Annotated in this window: 13 protein-coding genes and 1 riboswitch; of the genes, 2 read left to right on the top strand and 11 right to left on the bottom strand. The window is 64.8% G+C overall.

Translation table 11 applies throughout. The annotated features are described in order from the left end of the window. Positions 1-16: 16 nt before the first annotated feature. The 4 genes from mfd to galK all read right to left on the bottom strand — a co-directional run bounded on the left by mfd (position 17) and on the right by galK (position 6,460). Positions 17-3,601: a transcription-repair coupling factor gene (mfd, locus tag RDV55_RS07710; protein ID WP_111823662.1), complete on the bottom strand. Its 3,585-nt coding sequence runs from the start codon at positions 3,599-3,601 to the stop codon at positions 17-19. A gap of 54 nt (positions 3,602-3,655) precedes the next feature. Next, the gene (gene pth / locus RDV55_RS07705) at positions 3,656-4,258 is read right to left on the bottom strand and encodes an aminoacyl-tRNA hydrolase (RefSeq protein ID WP_111823661.1); all 603 of its coding nucleotides are present in this window, start codon (positions 4,256-4,258) and stop codon (positions 3,656-3,658) included. Continuing rightward, on the bottom strand, positions 4,248-5,111 hold the full coding sequence (locus RDV55_RS07700; protein ID WP_111823660.1) for an SGNH/GDSL hydrolase family protein: 864 nt from the start codon (positions 5,109-5,111) through the stop codon (positions 4,248-4,250). Before RDV55_RS07700 ends, pth begins: the two co-directional genes overlap by 11 nt. A 101-nt stretch (positions 5,112-5,212) precedes the next feature. Beyond that, positions 5,213-6,460 (bottom strand): galactokinase, encoded by a 1,248-nt coding sequence (gene galK, locus RDV55_RS07695; RefSeq protein WP_111823659.1) that lies wholly within the window; start codon positions 6,458-6,460, stop codon positions 5,213-5,215. A gap of 132 nt (positions 6,461-6,592) precedes the next feature. Between galK and RDV55_RS07690 the strand changes: the two genes are divergently transcribed. Continuing rightward, entirely contained in the window at positions 6,593-7,141 is a 549-nt protein-coding gene (locus RDV55_RS07690; protein WP_111823658.1) for a 2'-5' RNA ligase family protein, read from the top strand. Between the two features lie 362 nt (positions 7,142-7,503). Here the strand turns inward: RDV55_RS07690 and RDV55_RS07685 are convergent, their stop codons facing one another. The 3 genes from RDV55_RS07685 to glyA all read right to left on the bottom strand — a co-directional run bounded on the left by RDV55_RS07685 (position 7,504) and on the right by glyA (position 10,655). Then, positions 7,504-8,331 carry an exodeoxyribonuclease III gene (locus RDV55_RS07685; RefSeq protein ID WP_111823657.1) on the bottom strand — a complete coding sequence of 276 codons (828 nt, stop codon included), beginning with the start codon at positions 8,329-8,331 and terminating at the stop codon, positions 7,504-7,506. A gap of 129 nt (positions 8,332-8,460) precedes the next feature. Further along, complete coding sequence (locus RDV55_RS07680; RefSeq protein ID WP_111823656.1) at positions 8,461-9,369, bottom strand: bifunctional methylenetetrahydrofolate dehydrogenase/methenyltetrahydrofolate cyclohydrolase; 909 nt, start codon at positions 9,367-9,369, stop codon at positions 8,461-8,463. A gap of 2 nt (positions 9,370-9,371) precedes the next feature. Then, positions 9,372-10,655, bottom strand: a complete 1,284-nt coding sequence (gene glyA, locus RDV55_RS07675) for a serine hydroxymethyltransferase (RefSeq protein WP_111823655.1) — start codon at positions 10,653-10,655, stop codon at positions 9,372-9,374. A 39-nt stretch (positions 10,656-10,694) separates the two neighbouring features. Then, positions 10,695-10,779: riboswitch (ZMP/ZTP riboswitch) on the bottom strand. A gap of 309 nt (positions 10,780-11,088) precedes the next feature. On the opposite strand from glyA, the gene RDV55_RS07670 reads away from it, so the two are divergent. After that, positions 11,089-11,784: a sugar transferase gene (locus RDV55_RS07670; RefSeq protein WP_111823654.1), complete on the top strand. Its 696-nt coding sequence runs from the start codon at positions 11,089-11,091 to the stop codon at positions 11,782-11,784. A 1,649-nt stretch (positions 11,785-13,433) separates the two neighbouring features. On the opposite strand, the gene RDV55_RS07665 is transcribed toward RDV55_RS07670, so the two are convergent. The 4 genes from RDV55_RS07665 to RDV55_RS07650 form a co-directional block, all read right to left on the bottom strand. Further along, entirely contained in the window at positions 13,434-14,222 is a 789-nt protein-coding gene (locus RDV55_RS07665) for a WecB/TagA/CpsF family glycosyltransferase (protein WP_111823653.1), read from the bottom strand. Then, positions 14,219-17,683 (bottom strand): fibrinogen-like YCDxxxxGGGW domain-containing protein, encoded by a 3,465-nt coding sequence (locus RDV55_RS07660; RefSeq protein ID WP_111823652.1) that lies wholly within the window; start codon positions 17,681-17,683, stop codon positions 14,219-14,221. Before RDV55_RS07660 ends, RDV55_RS07665 begins: the two co-directional genes overlap by 4 nt. 226 nt (positions 17,684-17,909) lie before the next feature. Next, positions 17,910-21,359 carry a fibrinogen-like YCDxxxxGGGW domain-containing protein gene (locus RDV55_RS07655; protein WP_111823651.1) on the bottom strand — a complete coding sequence of 1,150 codons (3,450 nt, stop codon included), beginning with the start codon at positions 21,357-21,359 and terminating at the stop codon, positions 17,910-17,912. A gap of 114 nt (positions 21,360-21,473) precedes the next feature. Next, a complete protein-coding gene (locus RDV55_RS07650; RefSeq protein WP_111823650.1) occupies positions 21,474-22,961 on the bottom strand; it encodes an oligosaccharide flippase family protein in 1,488 nt (495 codons plus the stop codon). Positions 22,962-23,008: the final 47 nt, after the last annotated feature.

Below are 23,008 nucleotides of genomic sequence, written 5' to 3'. Positions count from 1 at the left end.
TATTCCACCACAGGCACTACTCGCCAAAAGGCACAAGAATCTTCGTCACCAGAGTCTCTACCCACTCCAGGAGAGGGCCGTCGGTGAGCGGAGAACCGCCGACGCGAGAGGTAAGCGGCAGGGGGACGAGGACCTGACGGACAGCGGCCTTGATAACGGCGCCCGGGTGCAGTCGCTTGAGGCGCATAACCTGAGAATCGCGCAATTCGACGGGCGAGACGCGCAGGTACTTACCCTGCGTGACGATCTCGGCGATCCCGGCGCGGCGCACGACCTCACGCAGCCGAGCGACGGCGAACAGCAGGTCGACCTGGGGCGGAATGGGGCCGTAGCGGTCCACAAGTTCCTCACGCACGTCGGCTTCCTGCTCGGGCGTGGAAATGGCCGCGATCTTTGCGTATACCTCGAGGCGCAGACGCTCGCCACGCACGTAGCCATCGGGAATGTGTGCGTCCACCTGCAGGTCCATGCGCACGTCGGTCTTTTCGGTCGGGGCATCACCTCGGTAGGCGGCGACCGCGTCGGACACCATACGCACGTACAGGTCGAATCCGACACCTTCGACGTGGCCGGACTGGGCTCCTCCCAGGAGGTTTCCGGCGCCTCGGATCTCGAGATCGCGCTGGGCGACAGCCAGGCCGGCTCCCAACTCGGTGTTCGCGGCGATCGTCTTGAGACGCTCGTGCGCGGTCTCAGTGAGGGCCTTGTCACCGGGGTAGAAGAAGTAGGCGTAGGCGCGTTCACGGCCACGTCCAACGCGCCCGCGCAGCTGGTGGAGCTGAGACAGACCAAAGGTGTCGGCACGGTCGACGATGAGGGTGTTCGCGTTGGAGATGTCCAGGCCGGTTTCGACGATGGTCGTACACACGAGGACGTCGAACTCGTGGTTCCAGAAGTCCAGGATGACGGCCTCGAGCTGATGCTCGTTCATCTTGCCGTGAGCGGTGCGCACGCGCGCCTCGGGAACCAGCTCGGTGATGTGGGCGGCGACAGAGGAGATCGAGTCGACGCGGTTGTGCACGTAGAAGACCTGGCCATCGCGCAGGAGCTCGCGTCGGATCGCAGCGCTGACCTGGGCATCCGTGTGGGCACCGACGAAGGTGAGGACCGGCTGGCGCTCCTCGGGTGGGGTCTGCAGGATCGACATCTCGCGAATGCCGGAGATCGCCATCTCGAGGGTACGCGGGATTGGGGTCGCCGACATGGATAGGACATCCACGTCGGCACGCAGGGCCTTGAGGGTTTCCTTGTGCTCGACGCCGAAGCGCTGTTCCTCGTCGATGATGACCAGGCCGAGCTTCTTGAAAGAGACAGTGCCGGTTAGCAGCGAGTGCGTGCCGATGACCAGGTCGACCTCGCCCGAGGCCAGCCCAGCCTTGACTTCCTCGGTCTCCTTGGGGGTAGAGAAGCGCGAGAGCGTGCCGATACGCACGGGAAACCCGGCGTATCGCTCGGCGAAGGTTTCCGCGTGCTGCGTGACAAGCAGGGTCGTGGGCACGAGGACGGCGGCCTGGTAGCCGTCCTGGATGGCCTTGAAGGCGGCGCGTACCGCGATCTCGGTCTTGCCGTAGCCGACGTCGCCGGTGAGCAGGCGGTCCATGGGGACGGCTTTTTCCATGTCGGCCTTGACCTCGTCGATTGTGACGAGCTGGTCGGGGGTTTCAACGTAGGGGAAGGCGTCCTCCAGTTCACGCTGCCAGGGTGTGTCTGGGCCGAAGGCGTGGCCCTTGGTCTGCTGGCGCAGCGCGTACAGGCGGATGAGTTCCTTGGCGACCTCGTTGACTGCCTTCTTGGCACGCGCCTTCGTCTTGGCCCAGTCGGCACCGCCCATCTTGGTGAGGGAGGGCTCGTCGGATCCGGTGTACTTGGAGATCTGGTCGAGCGCGTCGGTGGGCACGAAGAGCCTATCGGCGGGCTGTCCACGCTTGGAGGGCGCGTATTCGATGACGAGGTAGTCGCGCGTGGAGGCGGCATCCCCGCGCCCGATCGAGCGAGAGACGAGCTCAATGAAGCGTCCAATGCCGTGCTGGTCGTGGACGATGTAGTCCCCGGGATGCAGTGTCAGCGGATCGACACCCTTGCGCCTGCGCGAGGGCATGCGGCGCATATCGCGGGTGGACGCTCCCGCGCGCCCGGTGAGGTCACCCTCGGTCAGGATCGCGACCTTGAGGTGTGGCGCGACGAAACCGACGCCGGCCTGCGCGGTCGTGATCGTCACGAGCCCGGGGTCGGGCTGGGTTTCCACGCTATCCGCGAGCGCGGCCGGGCACGAGGCGTCGGTGAGGATGGAGCGAATACGGCGGCCGGGGCCGGGGCCTTCGGTGGTGACGACGATGCGCCAGCCGTTACGGGCCAGGTCGGTCAGGTCGGCGGCGGCGCGGGCGAAGTCGCCGCGGTAGGGGCGCACGTCGCGTGCTCCCACGCGCATGAGGGTGGGCGAGACGACGACCGGGGCGGGTCCGTCCGATGAAGGCGAGTCGGCCTCGGCCTCGTCGATCGCGGAGGCGAGGTCAGCGGGCGGCAGGTCGGTGAGCTCCCACCAGGGGCGATTGCCGCTCCCCCACAGGTCACCCAGGTCGAGGAACGAGGCCTTGGAGGCCTCGAGCGGAGTGTCAGCTCCCCCGGCTGCGGCGCTCCACGCGGCGGCGAGGAATTCCTCGGTCGTGGCGACGAGGTCGGCGGCGCGTGCGCGGATGCGTTCGGGCTCGGAGGCGAGGATCGGAGAGTTCGCTGGGAGCAGGTCGATGAGGGATTCCATGCCGCCCACGAGGATGGGGGCAAGGGATTCGATGCCGGGGGCCGGGATTCCTTCGGCGGCGAGGCTGAGCATCTCGGCGGCACCGGGCAGCCGATCGGCGGCTTCGCGGACTCGTGCGCGCACGGCCTGGGTCAGGAGTAGCTCGCGGCATGGAACGGCCCACAGGCCGTCGGCGGCCTCGCCTAGGGTTCGTTGGTCGGAGACCGAGAAGGCGCGAATGTCGTCGACTTCGTCGCCCCACAGTTCGACGCGCAGGGGGTGGGGTTCCTGGGGCGGGAAGACGTCAAGGATGCCGCCGCGCACGCTCATCTGGCCGCGACCTTCGACCATATCGACGCGCTCGTAGCCCAGCTCGGCCAGGCGCTTCGTCGCGTCGGTGAGGTCCAGGATGTCGCCGCTGCGAACGCGCACGGGTTCGAGGTCTGCGAGGCCGGAGATGATCGGCTGGAGGAAGGCGCGGATGGGGACGACGAGGACGGAAATCGGACCCGCGCTGTCGTCTCCTTCGATGGGGTGGACGAGGCGGCGCAGAACCGAGATACGCCTGGCCATCGTGTCGACCTGGGGCGAGAGGCGCTCGTGGGGCAGGGTCTCCCACGCGGGCAGCATGGCCACGCCGGGGATCCACGAGGCCAAGGCGTTGGTGAGCGACTCGGCGTCACGCCCGGTGGCCGTGAGGACCACGAGGGGCGTTGTCGCACGGGAGGCGACTGCCGCGAGCAGGGGCGGCCGAATGCCGACGGGGGCGACGATAACTCCCGAGCGGCCAGCTTCGACGGAGTCAGTGGCCGTCTCGATCGCGGGATCGGTGGTGATGTCCGGGAGAAGTCCGGTGAGTAGCACGCGCTGCCTTTCGCGATGAGGGTGCGTGCGGCGCCCGGAGGGACGCCGCCTCGATTAGGACCCGGTGTGCAGGGTCATCTGGGTGGGGGCAAAACCCTTGGTCACGATGTCTTCAACGACGTCGGCGGCCTGCTCGAAGCTGACGTCCCAGTCGGGGCGCTCCTTGGAGGGCAGGGTGGCCAGGACGTAGTCGGCGGGGTCCATGCGCCCCGGGGGACGGCCCACACCGATACGCAGGCGCGCGTAGTCGCGCGTTCCCAGGTGCTGGCTGAGGGACTTGAGGCCGTTGTGTCCACCCTCTCCCCCGCCGACCTTGAGGCGCAGCGTGTGCGCGGGCAGGTCCATGTCGTCGTGGATGACGAGGATGCGCGAGGGCTCGATCTTATGGAAGGACGCGAGCGCGCTGATCGGACCGCCGGAGGTGTTCATGAAGCTGTCGGAGCGCGCGAGGATCACGCGGGGTCCGGGTACTCCGCCGGGGCCGATTCCCAGGCGAACATCGGCGGTGTGCGTGCGCGAGCGGTGCGAGGTCAGGGTCGAGCCGCCGCGCGAGGCCAGCACGTCGAGGGTCAAGTACCCGACGTTGTGTCGGGTGGAGGCATACTGTGCGCCGGGGTTACCTAACCCGACGACGAGCCACGGTCCGTCAGTCGTCATACTCCGATTGTGCCACCCGCGCCGAGAGCATGTCCCAGCGGGGAGCGTCATCGACGACGGGGGCTGCCTCACGTCGGGACATCGCCCACGCGTCTGCGAAGAGCTGCGCCCACTTGGCGTAGGCCGCCGAGTTGGGGTGGAAGAAGTCGGCTGCGTGGTAGGCGAAGGTGTAGGTCGGAAGGGAGTATTCCTGCGTGAGGGAGCGCAGGTCGACGAGGTGCGCGTCACTGTCGGCGACGGCGGCTCCGATGCGGTCAGACATGTCCTGGGCGCGGCTTTCCTGGGGCATGATGCCAAAGGATGGGATCGTGGAGACGAGGGCATCGGCGGGCAGGTAGCTGAGGACGCGGCGCAGGCGTTCCTCGAACTGTCCGGGGGCCATGTCCTCGGTCATGACGTCGTTGCCGCCGATGGTCAGCGTCACCAGGTCGGGGCTGCAGGGGCCGTCCAGGAGACCCAGGCCGCGCATCTGCGGGATCTGGGTCAGTTCGACCGATTCGATGGTGGCTCCCGACAGGGAGAGGTTGAGCAGGAGGGTCTCGCGGTCCAGCTGAGCGTTGATCGAGGAGGCCAGGCATGCCGGGTAGGACTCGGTGACGCGCGAGGCACCGACGCCCTGCACGGAGGAGTCGCCGAGGGAGACGATCAGGTAGGGGCGCTCGCCTTCGGGGTGTTCATCGAGCTGCCGCAGGCGCTCCAGGGTCGCCAGGTTGTGGTTCTCCCACGCCTTGCGGTAGTCACCGCGCTGGGAGTCCAGCCGCAGGAGACGCCCGATGGCGAGGCCACCGCCGAAGAGGCTCGCGCCACCGGCTGCCGCGCCCGCTACCTGCCATGCCCGTTTGCTGATTCCCATTGGAATGTCCTTCCCTCGTGTCTGCTGCCCCTCAGTGTAACGAGGCCGGGGCCGGTGCTTCAAATGCTGAAGCACCGGCCCCGCGGTTTGTCACAGATCGCTCAGGCCAGGCGGCCGGCGGGTGCGCCCGGGAGGGAGCGGATGAAGTGGGGAGGCTGCCAACCTCGCTCGGCGTAGGCGGACGCGACTGCGCGCGCAACACCCACGACGGAGTCCGCGTCGACGAGCGCAATGGCGCTTCCGCCGAATCCGCCACCCGTCATACGCGCCCCGTGCGCGCCGGCCGCACGAGCGGCATCCACGGCGACATCCAGCTCCTCGCAGGAGACTTCGTAGTCGTCGCGCAGCGAGTCATGAGAATCGTTGAGGAGCGCACCCGCCACCTTCAGGCGCGTGCCCTCCAGCGGCCCCTCGTCGAGAAGATCAATGAAGGCACGAGTGCGCGCGATCTCGGAAACAACGTGGCGCGTGCGCGCGGCCAAGCGGTCATCGTCCAACGCGGCCATGGCCTCGTCGAGGTCCTCCACGTCGACGAGCTGGCCGACGCCCAAGGCGCGCGCCGACTCCTCGCAGTCCGCCCGACGCGAGCCGTACTGGCCATCCGCGAGCGAGTGCTTGGCGCGGGTATCAATGACGAGAAGCTCAAGGCCGACCGCGCCCAGATCGAAGGGAACCTGACGCGTCGACATATCGCGGCAGTCGAGGGCCAGCGCGTGACCCTCGCGGCAGCGAAGGGACGCCGTCTGGTCCAAGCCGCCCGTATTCGCGCCGGCCACCTGGTTTTCCGCGGCGCGCGCCGCGTCCACGAGAACCTTGCGTCCTTCGTCGTTGGGCGCATCGATCGTGCCCGCCAGTCCCAGGGAGCAGACCTCGTCGAGGGCGACCGCCGTCGCACACTCGAGCGCAGCGCTCGAGGACAGGCCTCCACCGAGAGGCACGCACGACCACAGGGCCGCGTCAAAGCCGGGCAGCGGCCCGTATCCGGCTTGTTCGAGGGCCCACGCGACGCCCGCGAGGTAGGCGGTCCAGTGGTTGGTCACCTCACCGGGCGTCCCCTTCGGACCGATCACATCCAGGTCGAGGACATCGATCGCTTCGCGCGTCTGCGGCGAAATCAGGCGGATCACGCGATCCTCGCGGGGCGACAGGGCGACGTAGGCGCGATGCGGCAGCGCGATCGGCACGCACGGACCACCGTTGTAGTCCACGTGCTCTCCGATGATGTTGACGCGCCCAGGCGCGCTCCAGACGCCCCGAGGCTCGTAGCCGAACGCTTCACGGAACAGGTCTGCGGCCCGCGCGGCCCCTTCATCGGGAGTAGCGGCATCGGCCCACACAAGATCAGTCACACGATCCTCCTTGGTCTCACTAACTCAAGGCTACGTGAATGCCCTCACACCCTTCAAGCGCTGCGGCCTCACCGCTCGCCGGCCGACACCCGGTACAGTGGAGCCACCGTATCCGCGACACAGGCAGGCCTCATGTTCCTCCCCCAACGACTCCCCGGCCAGGACTGGCTCGGCGTCGTCGTCGCGATCCCCGAACCGTGGGTCACGCAGCTCACCGACCTGCGCCTGCGGCTGGGAGACCTCGCCGGATCACGCATCCCCGCACACATTACGCTCATGCCTCCCACCCCCGTGGCACGTGATGCCCGCGCCGACGTCATCGACCACCTCCGCTCGATCGCCTCGCGCCACGCCCCCTTCCGCGTCACCCTCTCCGGCACAGATTCCTTCCGCCCCATCTCCAACGTCGCCTTCATGACGCTGACCGAGGGCGCTTCCGCCTGCGCGGACCTCGCCGAAGAGATCCGCTCCGGACCCCTCGACCACGAGACACGCTTTCCCTACCACCCGCACGTGACGCTGGCGCAGGACGTGGACGACATCGCCCTGGACCTCGCGCTCGACATCGGTGCGACCGTCGATGCCTCCTGGATCGTTCCCGGTTTCCGCCTGGACCGCATCGATCCATCGGGGATTTACTCCTCAATGGCGCTCTTCGACTTCGACGCCTCCATGCACTGACTTCCTCCTGCCTGACTCACCCGCGAGAAACCTCCCCGCTGGGCCAGGCTGCTCGGTGTGCCCGTGTGGGCCGGGCTGCTTGATGTGCCCGTGGGCGGCGGCCCGCCCGCTCGCCGTCCGCGCCGCGAGCTGCGCTCGGCGCGTCACCTCGAAGCCCGGCCAGGCCCCGCCACCACCCACGGGCACCACAGCCACACCAACCCACCGCCCACGGGCACCGCAGCCACACCAACCCACCGCCCACGGGCACCGCAGACACGCCAAACCACCGCCCACGGGCACCGCACCCCACACACGCGAAAGGCCGCGACCGCCCGGGATCTTTGCAGTCCCGGGCCGGCCACGGCCTCGTCGATAAAACGTCAGATCTCGTATGACACCGAGACCGGCGCATGATCCGAGAAGCGCTCCGCGTACTCGTCGGCACGGCCAATCTCGAAGGAGCGGGCACGCTCCCCCAGGGCAGGCGTCGCGTACTGGTAGTCAATGCGCCAGCCCGCGTTGTTCACGAAGGCCTGACCGCGCCACGACCACCACGAGTAAGGCCCCTGCACCTCGCCAGCCAGGTCGCGTACGGTGTCTCGCCAGCCCTCGTCCACCCACTGATTGAGGAAGGCAATCTCCTCGTCGAGGACGCCGGCGCGCTTGTTGTGGTTCGGCTTCCAGTTCTTGATGTCCGCCTGCGAGCGCACGACGTTAAAGTCGCCGCATACGAGCGAGGAAATGCCGCCCGAAGCTTCCTCGGCGATCAGCTCGGCCATACGGGCACCAATGCGAGGCAAGTGGGCCATCTTGGCCTCCTGCTTGGGCGTGTCCTTCTCGCCCGAATGGAAGTAGGCCGAGACGACCCGCACGGGGGTGTCGCCACCCTCGGGGCGAACGACAGCCTCGAGCCAGCGACCCGAATCCACGTCAGTCTCAGCATCGTCAAGAATCAGGCGAGGCTCGCCCTCCAGGAGGGCGCGGCCGCGTCGCACGGCCACGCCCACGCCCGCGCGACCCTTGATCCGGCAGGGAACCCACACGCTGTCCCACGCCTCGCCCATGATCTCGCGGGAGATCTCCTCGGGGGCGCGCACCTCCTGCATGAGCAGCACATCCGTGTCGGACGCCTCCAGCCAGTCGAGGAAGCCACGCTTGTGGGCGGCACGGATGCCGTTGAGGTTCACGGTCACAACCGTCAGAGTCATCATTTTCTCCTTACGCGAGTTTTCTTCAGTCTAGAGGAACGGGGAGGCGCGGCGAGGAATGGACATCCTCACCGCGCCTCCGATGTGTTCGCCCGCGATCTCCTCGCATCACGAGGCGTTCAGCGCTCATCAGTCCACGCTGATTCCCGCCTGGCGCTCGGCCGCCTCGACGACGTTCGTCACGAGGAGGGCCCGCGTCATCGGGCCGACGCCTCCAGGATTGGGGCTCAGCCAGGCGGCCACCTCATCCACCCCGTCAGCGACATCGCCCATCAGGCGAGCCTTGCCGCCCTCGCCCTGCACGCGACTCACGCCGACGTCGAGGACGATCGCGCCGGGTGCCACCATGTCGCGGCTAATCATCCCAGCGGAACCCGCCGCTGCCACGATGACGTCCGCTCGGCGCACGTGATCGGCCAGGTCGGTCGTGCCCGTGTGACACACATCGACCGTCGCATTCACTTCCTTGCGCATCAGGAGCAGGCCGATTGAACGGCCCACGGTCACGCCTCGTCCAATGACGCACACGTTCTTTCCGGCAAGGTCGATCCCATGGCGCTCCATGAGCTCGATGACCGCGCGCGGCGTGCAGGGCAGCGGCGAGTCGATGGGCCCCGAGCCGCGCAGCACGAGACGTCCGAGGTTCATCGGATGCAGGCCGTCCGCGTCCTTCGCAGGGTCGATACGCTCCAGGACGGCGTTCGTATCGATTCCGCGCGGCAGCGGCAGCTGCACGATGTAGCCGGTGCAGGCAGGATCGGCGTTGAGCTGATCGATCGCGGCTTCCACCTGTTCCTGCGTCGCGTCTGCGGGCAAGTCCACGCGGATAGACTCCGCACCAATGTCCGCACAGTCACGGTGCTTTCCGGCAACGTAAGCGACGGACCCGGGATCCTCGCCCACGAGGATCGTGCCGAGGCCCGGGACGATTCCGGCCTCGCGCAGACGATCGACGCGTTCCTTCAGCTCCGCCTTAATGGCGGCTGCGGTCGCCTTTCCATCCAGGACCCCTGCGGGCCCTTCCCAAGGTGCCCTCACGATCAGAGTCCGGCGTAGAGCGGGTGCTTGTCCGTCAGCTTCTTGACGCGGGCGCGCAGGGCGTCCACCTCAACGTTGCCGCCGGACGCGCCCTGGGCCAGGGTCGTGCCGATGATGTCCGCGACCTCGGCGAAGTCCTCGGCGTCGAAACCGCGCGTGGCGAGGGCGGGAGTGCCGATGCGCAAGCCCGAGGTGACGGCCGGCGGACGCGGGTCGAAGGGGACGGCGTTACGGTTGACGGTAATGCCGACTTCGTGCAGCAGATCCTCAGCCTGCTGACCGTTGAGTTCAGAGTCAACCAGATCGACGAGGACCAGGTGAACGTCGGTGCCGCCGGTGACCAGCTTAATGCCAGCATTCTTCGCATCGTCGGCGCCGAGGCGCTCGGCGATAATCTGCGCGCCCTCGAGAGTGCGGCGCTGGCGATCCTTGAATTCGTCGGTCTGCGCGACCTTCATGGCGATGGCCTTCGCGGCGATCGCATGCATGAGGGGGCCACCCTGCTGGCCGGGGAACACGGAGGAGTTGAGCTTCTTGCCCCACTGCTCGCCGCGCGAGGACAGGATCATGCCGGAACGAGGCCCGCCCAGGGTCTTGTGGACCGTCGTCGTCACGACGTCGGCGAACGGGACGGGGTTCGGGTGCAGGCCGGCGGCCACGAGGCCAGCGAAGTGCGCCATGTCCACCCAGAGGGCGGCGCCGACCTCGTCCGCGATATCGCGGAAGGCCTGGAAGTCAAGGTGACGTGGGTAGGCGGACCAGCCTGCGATGATGACGCGCGGGCGCTCCGCGAGGGCAGCCTCTCGAACCTTGTCGGGCTCGATGCGCATGGTCTCACGATCAACCTCGTAGGCAACAGCCTTGTAGTTCTTACCCGAGAAGTTCAGACGCATGCCATGAGTGAGGTGACCGCCATGAGCCAGGGACAGGCCGAGGATGGTGTCGCCAACGTTCGCCATCGCCATCAGGGCGGCGGCATTGGCCTGCGCGCCCGCGTGGGGCTGAACATTGACGTAGTCACCGCCGAAGACCTCCTTCGCACGCTCGATGGCGAGGGACTCTGCGACATCCACGAACTCGCAGCCGCCGTAATAACGACGACCCGGGTAGCCCTCTGCGTACTTGTTCGTCAGGACCGAGCCCTGCGCCTCAAGCACAGCGCGGGGAACAAAGTTTTCCGAGGCAATCATCTCGAGCGTGTCACGCTGACGACCGAGTTCGGCGTCCAGAACGGCCTGAATCTCAGGATCCAGCTGCGCCAGTGTCATGTCATTGAGGGAATCCATGGGGTTCTCCTATTGATCATCCGGTGATGGTTGGCAGTGGCCTCTAGCCCAGGCGGGCGGCTATCGATGCCGACGCGTCGCTCCCCGGTGGTGGCCCACCTGTTCGCCAGTCACGACACGCTTACCAGTCTATCGCTCGGTGGTTTTCCATGCATTCTGCCAAGGTGTCAACGCCCTACCAGCCGGTCACATGAGGTTTCTAGCGCTCCTGGAAAACTCTCGCCGTGCACGAAATCACAGCCATTTTTCGCTTGTACTTGACCCTTTGGTTAGCAACCAAGCTAACCATGTGGATAGACTAGAGTTAACACCTAACGGTGACTGAGTTGCGCAGTTGATATCTGCCCAGTAGATATCCCAGTTCGGAGCGGTTTTCACCGCTCTAACCATCACGCAGCATTTGAGTTTGAGGAAGTAGAAGGAAGACGCACAGATGACAACTTTGACGAAGCCCACTGCACGAGCCGCCTCGACGGCTCTCGCGTTCGAGCACGCGTCCGATCTTGCCGCCTCCGCCGACAATGCGATTAAGCGCATGTGCGACTTTTTCGCTGCCCTCATCGGCATCATCCTACTGACGCCACTCTGGATCATCGTCGCCCTCATGGTGCGCCTGAGCGACGGCGGCCCCGCCTTCTTCACGCAGGAGCGCGTCGGCCTCAACGGAACAACTTTTACCATGTACAAGTTCCGCACCATGCGAGTGGACGCTGAAGAGCTCAAGGCATCCCTCATGGAAGCCAACGAAGCGGACTCCTCTGCCGGAAATTCGATCATGTTCAAGATGGCGAACGATCCGCGTGTCACACGCATCGGGGCCTTCCTGCGCAAGACCTCCATCGACGAGCTTCCCCAGCTTTTCAACGTGCTGCGTGGCGACATGTCGCTCGTCGGGCCGCGCCCTCCGCTCCCCAACGAGGTCGCTCAGTACGAGTCGCGCGTCATGGGAAAGTTTGCCGTTCGCCCCGGCATTACGGGCCTCTGGCAGATCTCCGGCCGCTCGAACCTCTCCTGGGATGAGACCGTCCACCTGGACCTCTCCTACGCCCAGCACCGCTCCCTGACGCTCGACGCGTGGATCATGCTCCAGACGGTCCCCGCACTGCTACGTCTCGAGGGCGCCTACTAAGCGTTTTTTCTGTGTGTGATTGGGTGTGGCCCGAGCCGAAAGGCTCGGGCCACACCTTTTCTCTCCCGGCACCGCAACCACACCCAGAGTCCCCACTCTCACGCAGTCCGACCACAACATCATCAGCATCAACCAGTGACCGACCCCAGCACTTCGCTTGTCCCTCGCGCACGAACAAACCCACAGACCAACACACCCCCGCAGCGGGGCCACCACACCCTCTCGGGAGCGCACCGCAAGCCCCGCTGCAGTACCCAGAGAAGCGCCCAACCCTTTTTCTAGGTCACCCTGACAAACATGCCGGAGCGATGAAGAACAACTCACATATGCCCGACACTCCACCCTTCCGACACGCCAGTCGAACTGTGGGAGTTTGACACCTATATGTAGGTAGCCATTGCCTCGCTCACCCTTCGTGTACTTGTCAGACACCTAAGGGAACTTATGTGGGCTAGACCATTCACCACATAATCCTTTTCCCGTATCTATCATCGAGCCTTTCGAGCAGGTCGAAGCGCGACATTGACGCACCATTGCGCACCATGCGCCGAAGGATTCAGACTCTCTCTGTGCGCACCTCACAACACTCACGACCCGCACATTTGCTTGTCCTGTCGCCGCTGGTCCACGGCGTATCGAGACGAGGGGACGAACAGCTCCACCTAACCCGCGCACTTCCCGCTGACAGCCGGAGCGGACCTCGGGCTAGTCCAGAAGATGGCGGACTGATCCCACCGATGCTCGCACGCGCACGATCGACTGCCGCTGGTGCCTCTGTATGCACAGACCGACCGATGTGCCCGGCTGTTCCCTAGGCGGAAGCGCAGACTCATTATGCGCACCTTCCGGCAGCAAACAGCACACTCGGCCCTATGAGGGTGCAGTCGTAACCTCTCATTCGGTTCATCCATGTGAGCGGAGGTTGCTTCTATTCATCTCTCTGTATGCCATCAACCTTCTCGACTTCGAGTTGTGGGTGACGCTGCCAGTAGGGTCGAACAGAAGCCACGAACGACCGGAGACAACGTCGCGCGGCGGTAGAAGTAACAGCCCAGCTCACGCCAGCCAACATGCTGAGTTCGTTACCTGCGCGGTGATCACCCGGCCGGATGTACCGCGATCATCAATCATCAGCCTGTACGACCGTGTCTTGGCGATGCGGATAGGATGCGCCAATGCGGATAGCTTATCGGCGTGCGGATAGGTCAATAAGCTATCCGTATTCGCATAACCTATCCGCATGCTCGTCACCTATCCGCGTGCACGCCAAGCCCCTCGACCGGAGAGGACGCGACAGGGGCTCCGCCTCGCAAACTGAGTAGGAGAAGACAAATCGGATGGTTCGTAGCGTTCCGGATAGGAACATGGCCTGTACTGAGGCACCGTTCCTATCCAGGACGCGCTGGCAAACCACGCACTGCCGGCACCAGCACCGCCACTGTCGAGGCCGCCGAGAGACCAACGAGGGCTTCCCCGCTTCACGCAGACACACTGCCCGAAAGCGCAGCACAGACGACAAGAGGGCGCACCACGCGTCTTCCAAGGACCCCAACACGTAGCAATCAGACGCGGACACGAACGCACAGCGTACGAAGGAGGCCGGACCCCGAAGGGTCCGGCCTCCTCATGAGCGTACGCGCTAGCCTCCTTTAGCGAAGCGAGGCACCAACAACCAGTCCGAGATCATCGAAGCCGCCCATGGCTTCAAGCCGAGAAATGAGCTCGGGAGCGTGGGCGACGAAGTCGAGGGCTTCGACGGTGTAGCGCTTAGTGAGGCGCTTGGGCTCGTGCGCAATGCGCCAAGCCCAACCAAGCCGGGCGGCGTGCACCCAGTCCGGGAAGTAGTCATCGGCAGCGCGTGCAAACTGGTCGATCCAGCCGCCGGCGGTACACACGGAGGACTCGGGAACAAGATCGAGCGCGACGGAAGCAACGACTTCCTGCAGCCCCGCCCCCAGGCCGACGATGACGAGTCGCGGATCGAAGGCGGTAAGCACGGAAGGGTCTGCCTTGAAACGGCGTAGCCCGTCGTATCCGTCGATGACCTGCACGTCGAAGCGATCCAGGCGCTCGGCGGCGGCCTGCCCGGCCTCGGGCACGGCACCGATCAGGGTGATGCGGCAGCCATCATCGAGACGGTCGAAGACGTGGGGCAGGACGAGGTCGGCAGAGGTGCGGGCGACCTCGTGTCCGGCTGCGCGCAGGCGCAGCTGCAGCAGCGTTCCGTCAAAGCCGACGGCGTGCATGCGTGCGAGGGCACGGAAGTCTGCGTGCAGGAGGGACCAGTGGTTGAGCCACGTGGTGGCGTGCCCGTGGGTGAGCACGCGCTGCGCCATCGCGCCGAAGGCGGGGTCGAACGCCAGGGCATCGACCGTGGCGGCGGCTTCAGGCTCCCGCGAATGGCTGGTGGGGGTTGACGTGTCGGTCATGGGTGTCACCTCAGCAGACTTGCTTTGAGATCGAAGGAGGACGATGCGGCTCCCGCGTAGTTGGCGTGCTCTTCGACGGCAATACGGTTGACGCCATCGATGAGAACCTTGCGCGGGACCACGATGCGCGCGATGTTCTGCTTTGCGGCCGCCAGGCCCACGTTCGAAGAAGCGCGAGTGCTTCCATCCACGTGGCCTTCCGGCATGTTCACACGCTGGATTTCGGTTCCGTTGATGTAGATGATCGCACCGTCGTCGACGCGCACGTTGAGGACGAGTTCGAAGTCAGCGCTGATGGTTCCGAAGTTGACGTCACGCACGAAGTAGGTCGTGATGGGGCGGTCGGCGGGCGCCAGATTGAACGGCGTTCCAGCATCAGCGTCGCCCCAGCCGAGGGGGCTCGCACCATGCTTCCACCCGGACAGGTCGGCCGTCGAGTTCCACGCGGCGTCGGGAGATTCCTGCGAGTTCCAGTAGCTCCAATACAGGCCTGGGTACAAGAAGTTACCGTGATTCATACCGGAGACATCGAGAGCCTCAAGAGGCTTGTTCGGGTCAGGCACGAGCGACATGTCGGGCGCGGGCAGCGGCTCCGGCTGAGGGTCAGCATGCGGTTCAGGATCGGGCTCGTTGCCCTTGGCGACCACCTTCACCGTACCGTTAATCGTCATTGACGAACTGGATCGATAGTTGAGGTGTGTTTCCACGGCGAGGGTATTCGTCCCGGAAACAAGAGAGGAGGCAGGAACGAACACACTCTGGCGGTCCGCGTTGGCCGAGCGCGTGGCGACGGCCGCGTTCGCGAAGGTCGAGGCGTCAAGCACTCCGGGGTTAAGGCGTTGACGCCCCACCTCAGTGCCGTTGACGTAGACCACGGCACCGTCATCGGCGATGACAGAGACGTCAACGCCGCTGATAGCCGCTGGATCAGCGACCGTGAAGTTGACGCGCGCGTAGGTGGCGATGGGGCGGCTCTTAGCGGCGCCCGGGGTCAGCTTCGTGTTGATCCCGGGTCCTCCGTAGCCGATTGGCGTGGCACCGCGACTCCAGGAGGAATCATCGAACGAGGTCTGGGTCCAGTTCTTGGCGACCGGGTCGGTCGACCAGTGGTACGCCCAAGTGTCGCCCTCGTCGACCAGCAGCGCCGCGTCCGCGGGTCGGCTCGGCTTACCGTTGGCATCGACCACGTAGGCGGGGGTCGAGGCGCCGCGCAGGCCATCAGAGGCGACAGCTCGCACGAAGAACCGATTGTTACCGCCGAGGGGGACGGTGACAGTGTTCGAGGTCGTCGAGGCGATCGGGCGATCGTCACGCAGGATGTCGTATGAAACGGCACCCGGAACGGAGGACCACTCGAGGGTCACCTGCTGGGAGTTGCCGTCGGAGGCGCGCAGGTTCTCTGGCACTGCCGGGGCAGTGGCGTTACGTGGGGCCATCCGCACGAAGCCACCGGACCATTGCCCTGCTGTGATCGACGTGTAGGAGAAGTTGAAGTCGCCTCCGGCCCACAGTGCCCCGTCGTCGGCCATCTCGAGTGCCCATCCTCCGGACGAGCGCTGGGAGGACAGTCGGTAGGGGGTCCATCCGAGCTGACGCCCCGTGGCCTCGTCCCAACCGCCGACCCACTGGATTTCGTCGGCGCGAGTCCAGGAGGTGCCGAGCGTCAGATACTGATAGGCGTCCTGGAACGTGTAGTCGGAACAGTGGCACGAAGCGTAGACAACACCCGACGCGGAACGAGTGCTGGCCTGAAGGTCTCCACCGTTGTACATGACGATCGAGCCCGAGGTGCGTGTCATCGTGTCGGAGTTGTATCCGAAGAGAGAGTGCTGCGAGCCGCCGAAGTAGACACGCCCATGAGCAGCGGTGACGGTCTGCTGATACTTGCCGATCAGGTAGGAGTGACGGAATGTCCAGGACTGGTCGAGTTCGGCTCCGGCAGCGGTGGACAGTCGGCCTGCGTTCTCGACGACTCGGTTGCGCGAGCGCGTGAAGTAACCGGCCGCGTAGTAGTAGGACTCGTTCTCGTCGACATCGACATCGATGACAGTGCCGTTAAACTCGGGGTTCCACGTGCGGTCGGGCTTGCCGTTAATGTCGAGGCGTGCACCATTACGCGCGTACACCCAGGATGCCCCATTGCCCTGGAAGTGCGTGAAGTTGCCGCCGAGGTAGATGTGCTCGCCGATGATCTTGATGGACTTGACCGAGACACGACCGCCGTTGGAGCCGGTGCGCGCCTGCAGGGTCCACGAGGGGTCAATCTGTCCGGTCGCCGGGTCAATCAGGACGGTTCCGACGTGGGTTTCCCCGTTAACCTGAGTGAAGTCGCCGGCTACGAGGAGTTTCCCGTTGGGCAGCTCAACCAGGTCCTTAACCTGGTTGTTGAAGGAGAACCTCTGGCCGTTCCACTCCCCCGTCGTCGCATCGAAGCCGGCGAGGCCAGAAGAGGCAATCTCCTGTCCATTCTTGCCCTTTTGCACGCCGGTAAAATTACCGCCCACGTACATGGTTGAGCCGATCTGCTCGAAGGCTTGGACTTGGATGTTGCCTTCTTTGACGGAACCGTTGAGGTTGCCGGTGACGCCCCAAGACATAGGCGTGGCGAATTCGGACACAGAGGCCTTCTGCGTCTGAGCGGCTGTACCGCCATCGCCGATCGTACGGAAGCCGGAGTCAGTGGAGCGCAGCTGCGGGCGCACGTAGGCCTCGGCGTAGGGGGCGATGATCGAGCCGACGCGGTGGAAGTACGAAGTCGCCGAGGAGGTATCCTGCCAGGAACTGGCGGCGGGACCGTAACTCCAGCCGAGCGTGTACTTGTTCTGTGCGGAAGCGGTGAGGTTGACGTAGCCCCAACCGGTGTTGGTACCAAAACCGGACCACACGATGCCTCCGCGAACCCACCAATCGCGATTGAACTTTACGTCCACGGGGTGAGCGCTCTTGAACGGCCAGATGAAATCGCGCATCTTCGGGAAGCGCATGCGCACGGTCTGGTACGAGCTGCCGTGTTGGTTCCATGCGCGCTGGACCATCAGGCCATCCTCGAGGTCCGACACAGACGTACCGCCGAGGAGCCCGTTGACGGTCCGATGGGAAGCCTGCACGACATCAAAGTCGCCGGGGGTACGCGCGCGGGTCTTGAGCTTGTCCTGATTGCCCCGTCCCTGGCTCCACGTTTCCCATCCTTCGCGGCCTCGTCCAATGAGGACCCATCCGCCACCTTCGGTAGTCTGATCGCAGAAGAACTGGCCGGGCGCCTCCATGGTAGGGGTTTGCAGCCAGTAGGTTCCATCCGCAGAGCTTGGGTTGTTCTGCTTGATTTCCCAGCACGAGGCAGCGGCGGTTGCTGCGCTCGCACCATCATGGAGCGGATCGATTGCTGCGTGGGCAGCCGGGGAGAATGCCAGCACACTGAGGCCGGTCAATGATGCCAGCCCAAGCGCCAGGCAACGGCGCATAAATCTCATTAGACTCTCACAGGTATTGCGTAAATGGTTACTTCTATAGTGTCACGTTAAGCCCCATCGCTCAACCACTCGGTTAGTGTAACCCGGGAGGCTTTTGCCACATACGCACTAGCCCCTGCCGAAACGGCAGGGGCTAGCTGCATCAACGCACCCTACAGGTTATACAGCAACCTATTCGCGAACTCAGGCCGCTCGCGCAGGCGTGCGGAGAAGATCAACTCCTCCCCTATTTGACAAGCGTCGCGTTCAGATCGAATGTCATCGAAGGGGTACCCCGGTAGTTGAGGTGTTCCTCGACGCCGATTCGGTTCACACCACTTGTCAAGAGGCTGGCAGGGATGGTGACCTCGAGCAGATCAGACGCCGCCTTGGAGGCGGTCACGGCCGCATTCGCGTACGTCGTGTGAGTAATGTTGCCCTCAGACATGCGTTTCGTTTCGACGATCGTTCCGTTGACCCGAAGGACGACACCGTCATCTGCGCGAACCTTGACGGTCAGGGCGGTGTTAGGGGTTATTGCGCCCAGGTCGATGTCACGGGCAAAGTAGTACGTGACGGCACGATCCTTCTTGGCAATGTCGAGGGCTGTCGCCGCGTCGGAGTCTCCCCAGCCGATCGGTCCGGATCCACGGGCCCAAGTCTGGAGCGAGCCGGTTGTGGCCCAGTCGGAGGCTGGGGCGCTTGTCGACGTCCAGTAGTTCCATTCGGTGCCGGTGGAGATCACCGAACCCGACTTGACCGAGGTCGCATCGATGGGCGCAGTGGCGTCGTCGACCGTGGCAGAGGGCCCGCGCGCACCACCGTTGTCGTCCGCAGTGCCCTCGACGCGGAAGACGGAGGCCTGCATGGACACCGTTGCTGTGCGCATGTAGTTCACGTGCGTTTCCACTGCAATGACGTTATCGCCGGTGTTGAGGGCCGAGGCGGGAACGAAGATCTCCGACGGGGCCGCGGAGGCCGCCGCGTAGGTGGGGGCAGAGTCGGCGCGCGTGGAGTAGCTGACGATTCCGTTACCCATTCGGGTGCGGTGGACCTCGACACCGTTGATGTAGACGACAGCTCCATCATCGGCCTGGTACCTCACGGTGACCCCCTTGAGGTCGGCCGCGTCGGGCACCTGGAATTTCGTGCGGTAGTAGGTCGTCACGGGGCGGTTGCCCTGTGAGGCGATCTGGGTTGCGATGGAGCGATCACCGTAGCCGAGGGGGGCTGCGCCGGTCTTCCAGGAGGAGTCGTCGAACGAGGCCTGGGCCCAGTCGGCAGGGGCGGCGCTTGCCTCGTCGCGGTAGCGCCAGGAGGCACCCATGTCGACGAGAACCGGGCTGGAGTTGTCTGCGCTACCGAAGGCGGGGGCCTGGTAGACGCTGGAGGTCGCGGAGCGGTTGCCCGCTGCGTCGACGGCGCGCACGAAGAAGCGGTTCTCGCCGCCGCGCGGGACCTCGACACTAGTGGAGTCCGTCGTGGCGATCGGGCGATCGTCGCGCAGAATCTCATAGGAGACGGCGTCAGAGACGCCTTCCCAGGCAAGAGTCACGGTTGAGGCAGTCGCGGAGGAGCTGCGCACGTACGAGGGCGTGCTCGGGGCATCGTTGTCGCGGTTGTCGAAGCGAGCGAAGCCACCGTTCCACTGGGTGCGCGTCTGATCGATGTGGGAGAGCGTGAAGTCGCCGCCAACCCACAGGTTGCCATAGTTGTCCGTGGTCAGCGCCCATGCTCCGGTCTTGCGACGAGAGAAGAGTTCGAAGGGGGTCCACTGGACGTTTTCTCCGGTGGCTGCGTCCCACGCGCCGACCCATTTGATCTCGTCGGCACGCGACCAACTGAAGTCCATCTGCCACATGTACATGTCCTGGTAGGAGGCATCGGAGCAGTGGCAAGACGCATAGATGATGCCCTTCGAGGACACGGTACTGGCCTGCAAGTCGCCGCCCCTACTGAAGGTCACGGAGCCGGAAACACGCTTGTTGGAGCCGGTGTCGTAGCCGAAGAGCGAGTGCTCGGAGCCGGCGATGTACACGCGGTTGCCGGCCGTCGCGATGGTCTGCTGGTACTTGCCGGCGGTGGTCGTCGAGGGCTCGAACACGAAGGAGGTGTCCTGGGCGGCCCCGGGCTGAGTGGAGAACTTGGCGGCGTACCAGGCACGCTCGGTGCCGTGAGCCTTGGTGAAGTGGCCGCCGGCGTAGAAGGAGCTGTTGGCTTCGGAGACGCCCACAGCCTGGACTGAGCCGTTAATCTCGGGGTTCCACGAGCGGTCGGGGCGCGAGGAGAGGTCAACTCGGCCGGCATTTCGGGCGTAGACCTTGGAGCGACCACCACCGCTGAGATGCGTGAAGGATCCACCAATGTAGACGTTGCCATCGTAGTAGGCGAGCGAACGCACGCTCACTGCACCACCACGGAGAGCATTCGAGACCTGCAGGTTCCACGACGAGTCGACCTGGCCGGTCGACGGATCGATGACGGCGGTTCCGACGTGAGTTTGTCCGTTGACCTGCGTGAAGTCACCACCGACGAGGAGTCGGCCGTCGGGCAAGGCGAGGAGCGTCTTGACCTGGCCGTTGAAGTTGAAGGTCTGGCCGGTGAAGTCGCCCGTCGCCACATCGAAGGCGGCGAGGCCGCGCGAGGAGATCTCGGCGCCCTTTTCTCCCTGCTTCACTCCGGTGAAGTTACCTCCGACGTACATGGTGGAGCCCACCTGAGCGAAGGCCTGAACCTGGATGTTCCCCTCGGCATAGGAGCCATTGATGTTTCCGGTCACGCCCCACGAGGTCTTGGCTGCGTACTGCGAGACGGCGCGAGTGACGGTGCTGGCCGGAAGCCCCTCATCGGAGATGCGGGAGAACGACGCGTCCTCGGAACTCAGGCGCGGACGCATGTAGGCCTCCGCGTAGGGGAACACTGTCTGACCAGACTTGCGCAAAAAGGAGCCAGGGGAGGTGACGTCACCGCCCCAACTGGCGGCCACGGGGCCATAGCCCCAGCCGATCTGCCAGCCGGTACGGGCCGACGGGTAGACCTGCAGGGCGTTCCATCCCTGATCGTAGCCGGAGGTGCTCCACATGATGTCGTTGATTGGGCCGCGCTTGTCCATCGAGATACTGAGGGGATGTGCCATCTTGAAAGGCCACACGAAGTCGGTCATCTTCTGGAAGCGGATATCCAACGACTGGTAGGATTGTCCGGAGGGGCTCGACGAACGCATGACGCGCATACCGTCGGCCTGATCCTTAACCGGCACGTTATTGAGCAGCTGATTCACGGTGTCATTGGAGAGCTGAACGACGTCGAAAGCGCTCGCGTCACGCCCACGGGTGGTCAGCTTCGCGGGATCTCCCTTGCCGCCACTCCAGGCCTCCCAGCCTTCACGGCCGCGGCCAATCATGACCCATCCGCCACCGTCTGTCGTCTGGTCACAGAAGAACTGTGCAGGGTGATCCATGGCGGGGGTCTGTAGCCAGTACGCTCCGTCGGAAGCGCTGGGATTGCGCTGCTTAATGTCCCAGCACGAGGCCGCAGCGGTCGCAGCGCTCAGACCATCGTGAACGACTGACTGACCGGACGTAGAGATCGCTTGACCAGCATCAGCAGCATGCGCCATCGGCGCAAGGGCGAGCGTCGCACATGCAACAATCGGCGCAGTTGCAAGGATTGTAAGGCGCGAAATCGCGGTAGCCATGACACGACCTTTCGATGGGAAGGAAACTTGTTACACAAATAATTACACAACAATCCCCCCTCCATCAACCGTTTGGTCACGCAGGCTTTCACACCCGCCTCACGCGCCCCATGACTACCCCTTCCGAGCTTTCGCGAGGGACCCAAGTCCCGCCAGGTGCAGACGTTCCCTGAACGCCCAGCATACACAAGCAAAAACGAGGATCGACAGGAGTGACCCAGCAACGGTTGCAACGAAAGAATCGCGCCCCAGCCACCACGCTATACACCCGCCGGGAATCGCGGCGGACACGGCGACAACCGCGATCGGCTTGACCACCTCGGAAAATTTCGGTGTCACACCGATAAAACGCGAGACCTGAACGGTCGCCATGGCCGCGTCAAGCACCATGCACAGTGCCCACACGATCGCCGCCGCAACCATTCCTCCACGAGGAATGAAGATGACGTTACCCACAACATTGAGGGTAAGGACCACGATCTTATTGACAGCAGCCCACCCGGAGCGGCCACTCATGATGAGCAGAGAGTGAATATTACCGGCCATGAAAGTAACGATGGAGCCGACGCACAGTACCACGAGGACGTTGGCACCCGGCGCGAATCCATCGCCAAGGATCCGCATGAGGGCCGGCGCGTAGATCGCCATGAGCGCGTAGATGGGAGCGGCGAAGAGCACGAGCCAGATCGAGGCCGTGCTGTACAGCTCACGCAACTCCTTGGTCTTGCCCTGATGCAGGAGCTTGGAGAACTGCGGTGAGACGACGACGCGCAGGGCGGTATCGACGACCATGCCAGCCTGAATGAAGCGGATTGCGCCACCGTAAATGCCCGAGGCCGCATCACCCGCGAGGAGGCCAACGAGCAGGACATCCAGCCACTGCAATGCCTGCTCAAGACCGGCGGTCAGGGTGCGAGGCAACGCGAAGGAGACGACCTGACGGCGGCGCTTGGCACTCGGCCAGCAACCCACGGAGTCGGCCGCCGAGGGCATGTGCCGCAGCAGCAGCCACCACGCGGCCACGAGGACCACGACGAAGGGCAGCGCCCAGGCCACTGATACGAAAGCCAGCGACCCGGTCAACGCTGCCGCGAGCGCGACGAGGAGCGGGCGCAGGCCGGGCAGCAGCAGGTTCTGGATGAGGACGTACTCGCGCATGTTTCCCAGCGCCCGCAGCGCAGCGGAGGCAACCAGAGTGAGGGCGCCGATGGGCACGAACCAGAGCACCGCACGGGTCGATGCGGCGACCTGCGCGTTCCAGATCGACGGAGCCAAGGCCTCGAGAATGAGGACACAGACGGTGGAGACGCCCACCGTCATGGAGGCCATGAAGGACAGGGTCGCGCGGATCTCCTCGGGCGCATCCAAGGACAGGCGGGGCATGAGGTAGATCGCGGTGGAGTCGAGGCCCACCTTAGCCAGGGCCATAACGATCGCGAAGACACCGGTCGCCTGGGTGACGATGCCCGCTCCCTGCGCCCCCAGCATGCGCGAGAGGATGATCGTGAAAGCAAAGCCCAGAACCGCCGAGGCGGCTGCTCCGACGAAGCCGACGATGCCTCCGCGCGCGAGGGAACGCCTGGCTTGATTTGCCTCACTCATGATTAACCTTCCCGCTACCGCGCGGTAGCCTTTCTCTATAACCTACC

This window comes from Schaalia odontolytica, assembly GCF_031191545.1.
Classification (GTDB): domain Bacteria; phylum Actinomycetota; class Actinomycetes; order Actinomycetales; family Actinomycetaceae; genus Pauljensenia; species Pauljensenia odontolytica.
This window is presented reverse-complemented; position numbering and strand designations above follow the sequence as displayed.

What these genes read in the sequence shown, in the direction of transcription:
- pth (WP_111823661.1), bottom strand. Translation starts at nt 4,258, where the DNA reads ATGACGACTGACGGACCGTGGCTCGTCGTCGGGTTAGGTAACCCCGGC.
- RDV55_RS07700 (WP_111823660.1), bottom strand. Translation starts at nt 5,111, where the DNA reads ATGGGAATCAGCAAACGGGCATGGCAGGTAGCGGGCGCGGCAGCCGGT.
- RDV55_RS07690 (WP_111823658.1), top strand. Translation starts at nt 6,593, where the DNA reads ATGTTCCTCCCCCAACGACTCCCCGGCCAGGACTGGCTCGGCGTCGTC.
- RDV55_RS07685 (WP_111823657.1), bottom strand. Translation starts at nt 8,331, where the DNA reads ATGACTCTGACGGTTGTGACCGTGAACCTCAACGGCATCCGTGCCGCC.
- glyA (WP_111823655.1), bottom strand. Translation starts at nt 10,655, where the DNA reads ATGGATTCCCTCAATGACATGACACTGGCGCAGCTGGATCCTGAGATT.
- RDV55_RS07670 (WP_111823654.1), top strand. Translation starts at nt 11,089, where the DNA reads ATGACAACTTTGACGAAGCCCACTGCACGAGCCGCCTCGACGGCTCTC.
- RDV55_RS07660 (WP_111823652.1), bottom strand. Translation starts at nt 17,683, where the DNA reads ATGAGATTTATGCGCCGTTGCCTGGCGCTTGGGCTGGCATCATTGACC.
- RDV55_RS07655 (WP_111823651.1), bottom strand. Translation starts at nt 21,359, where the DNA reads ATGGCTACCGCGATTTCGCGCCTTACAATCCTTGCAACTGCGCCGATT.
- RDV55_RS07650 (WP_111823650.1), bottom strand. Translation starts at nt 22,961, where the DNA reads ATGAGTGAGGCAAATCAAGCCAGGCGTTCCCTCGCGCGCGGAGGCATC.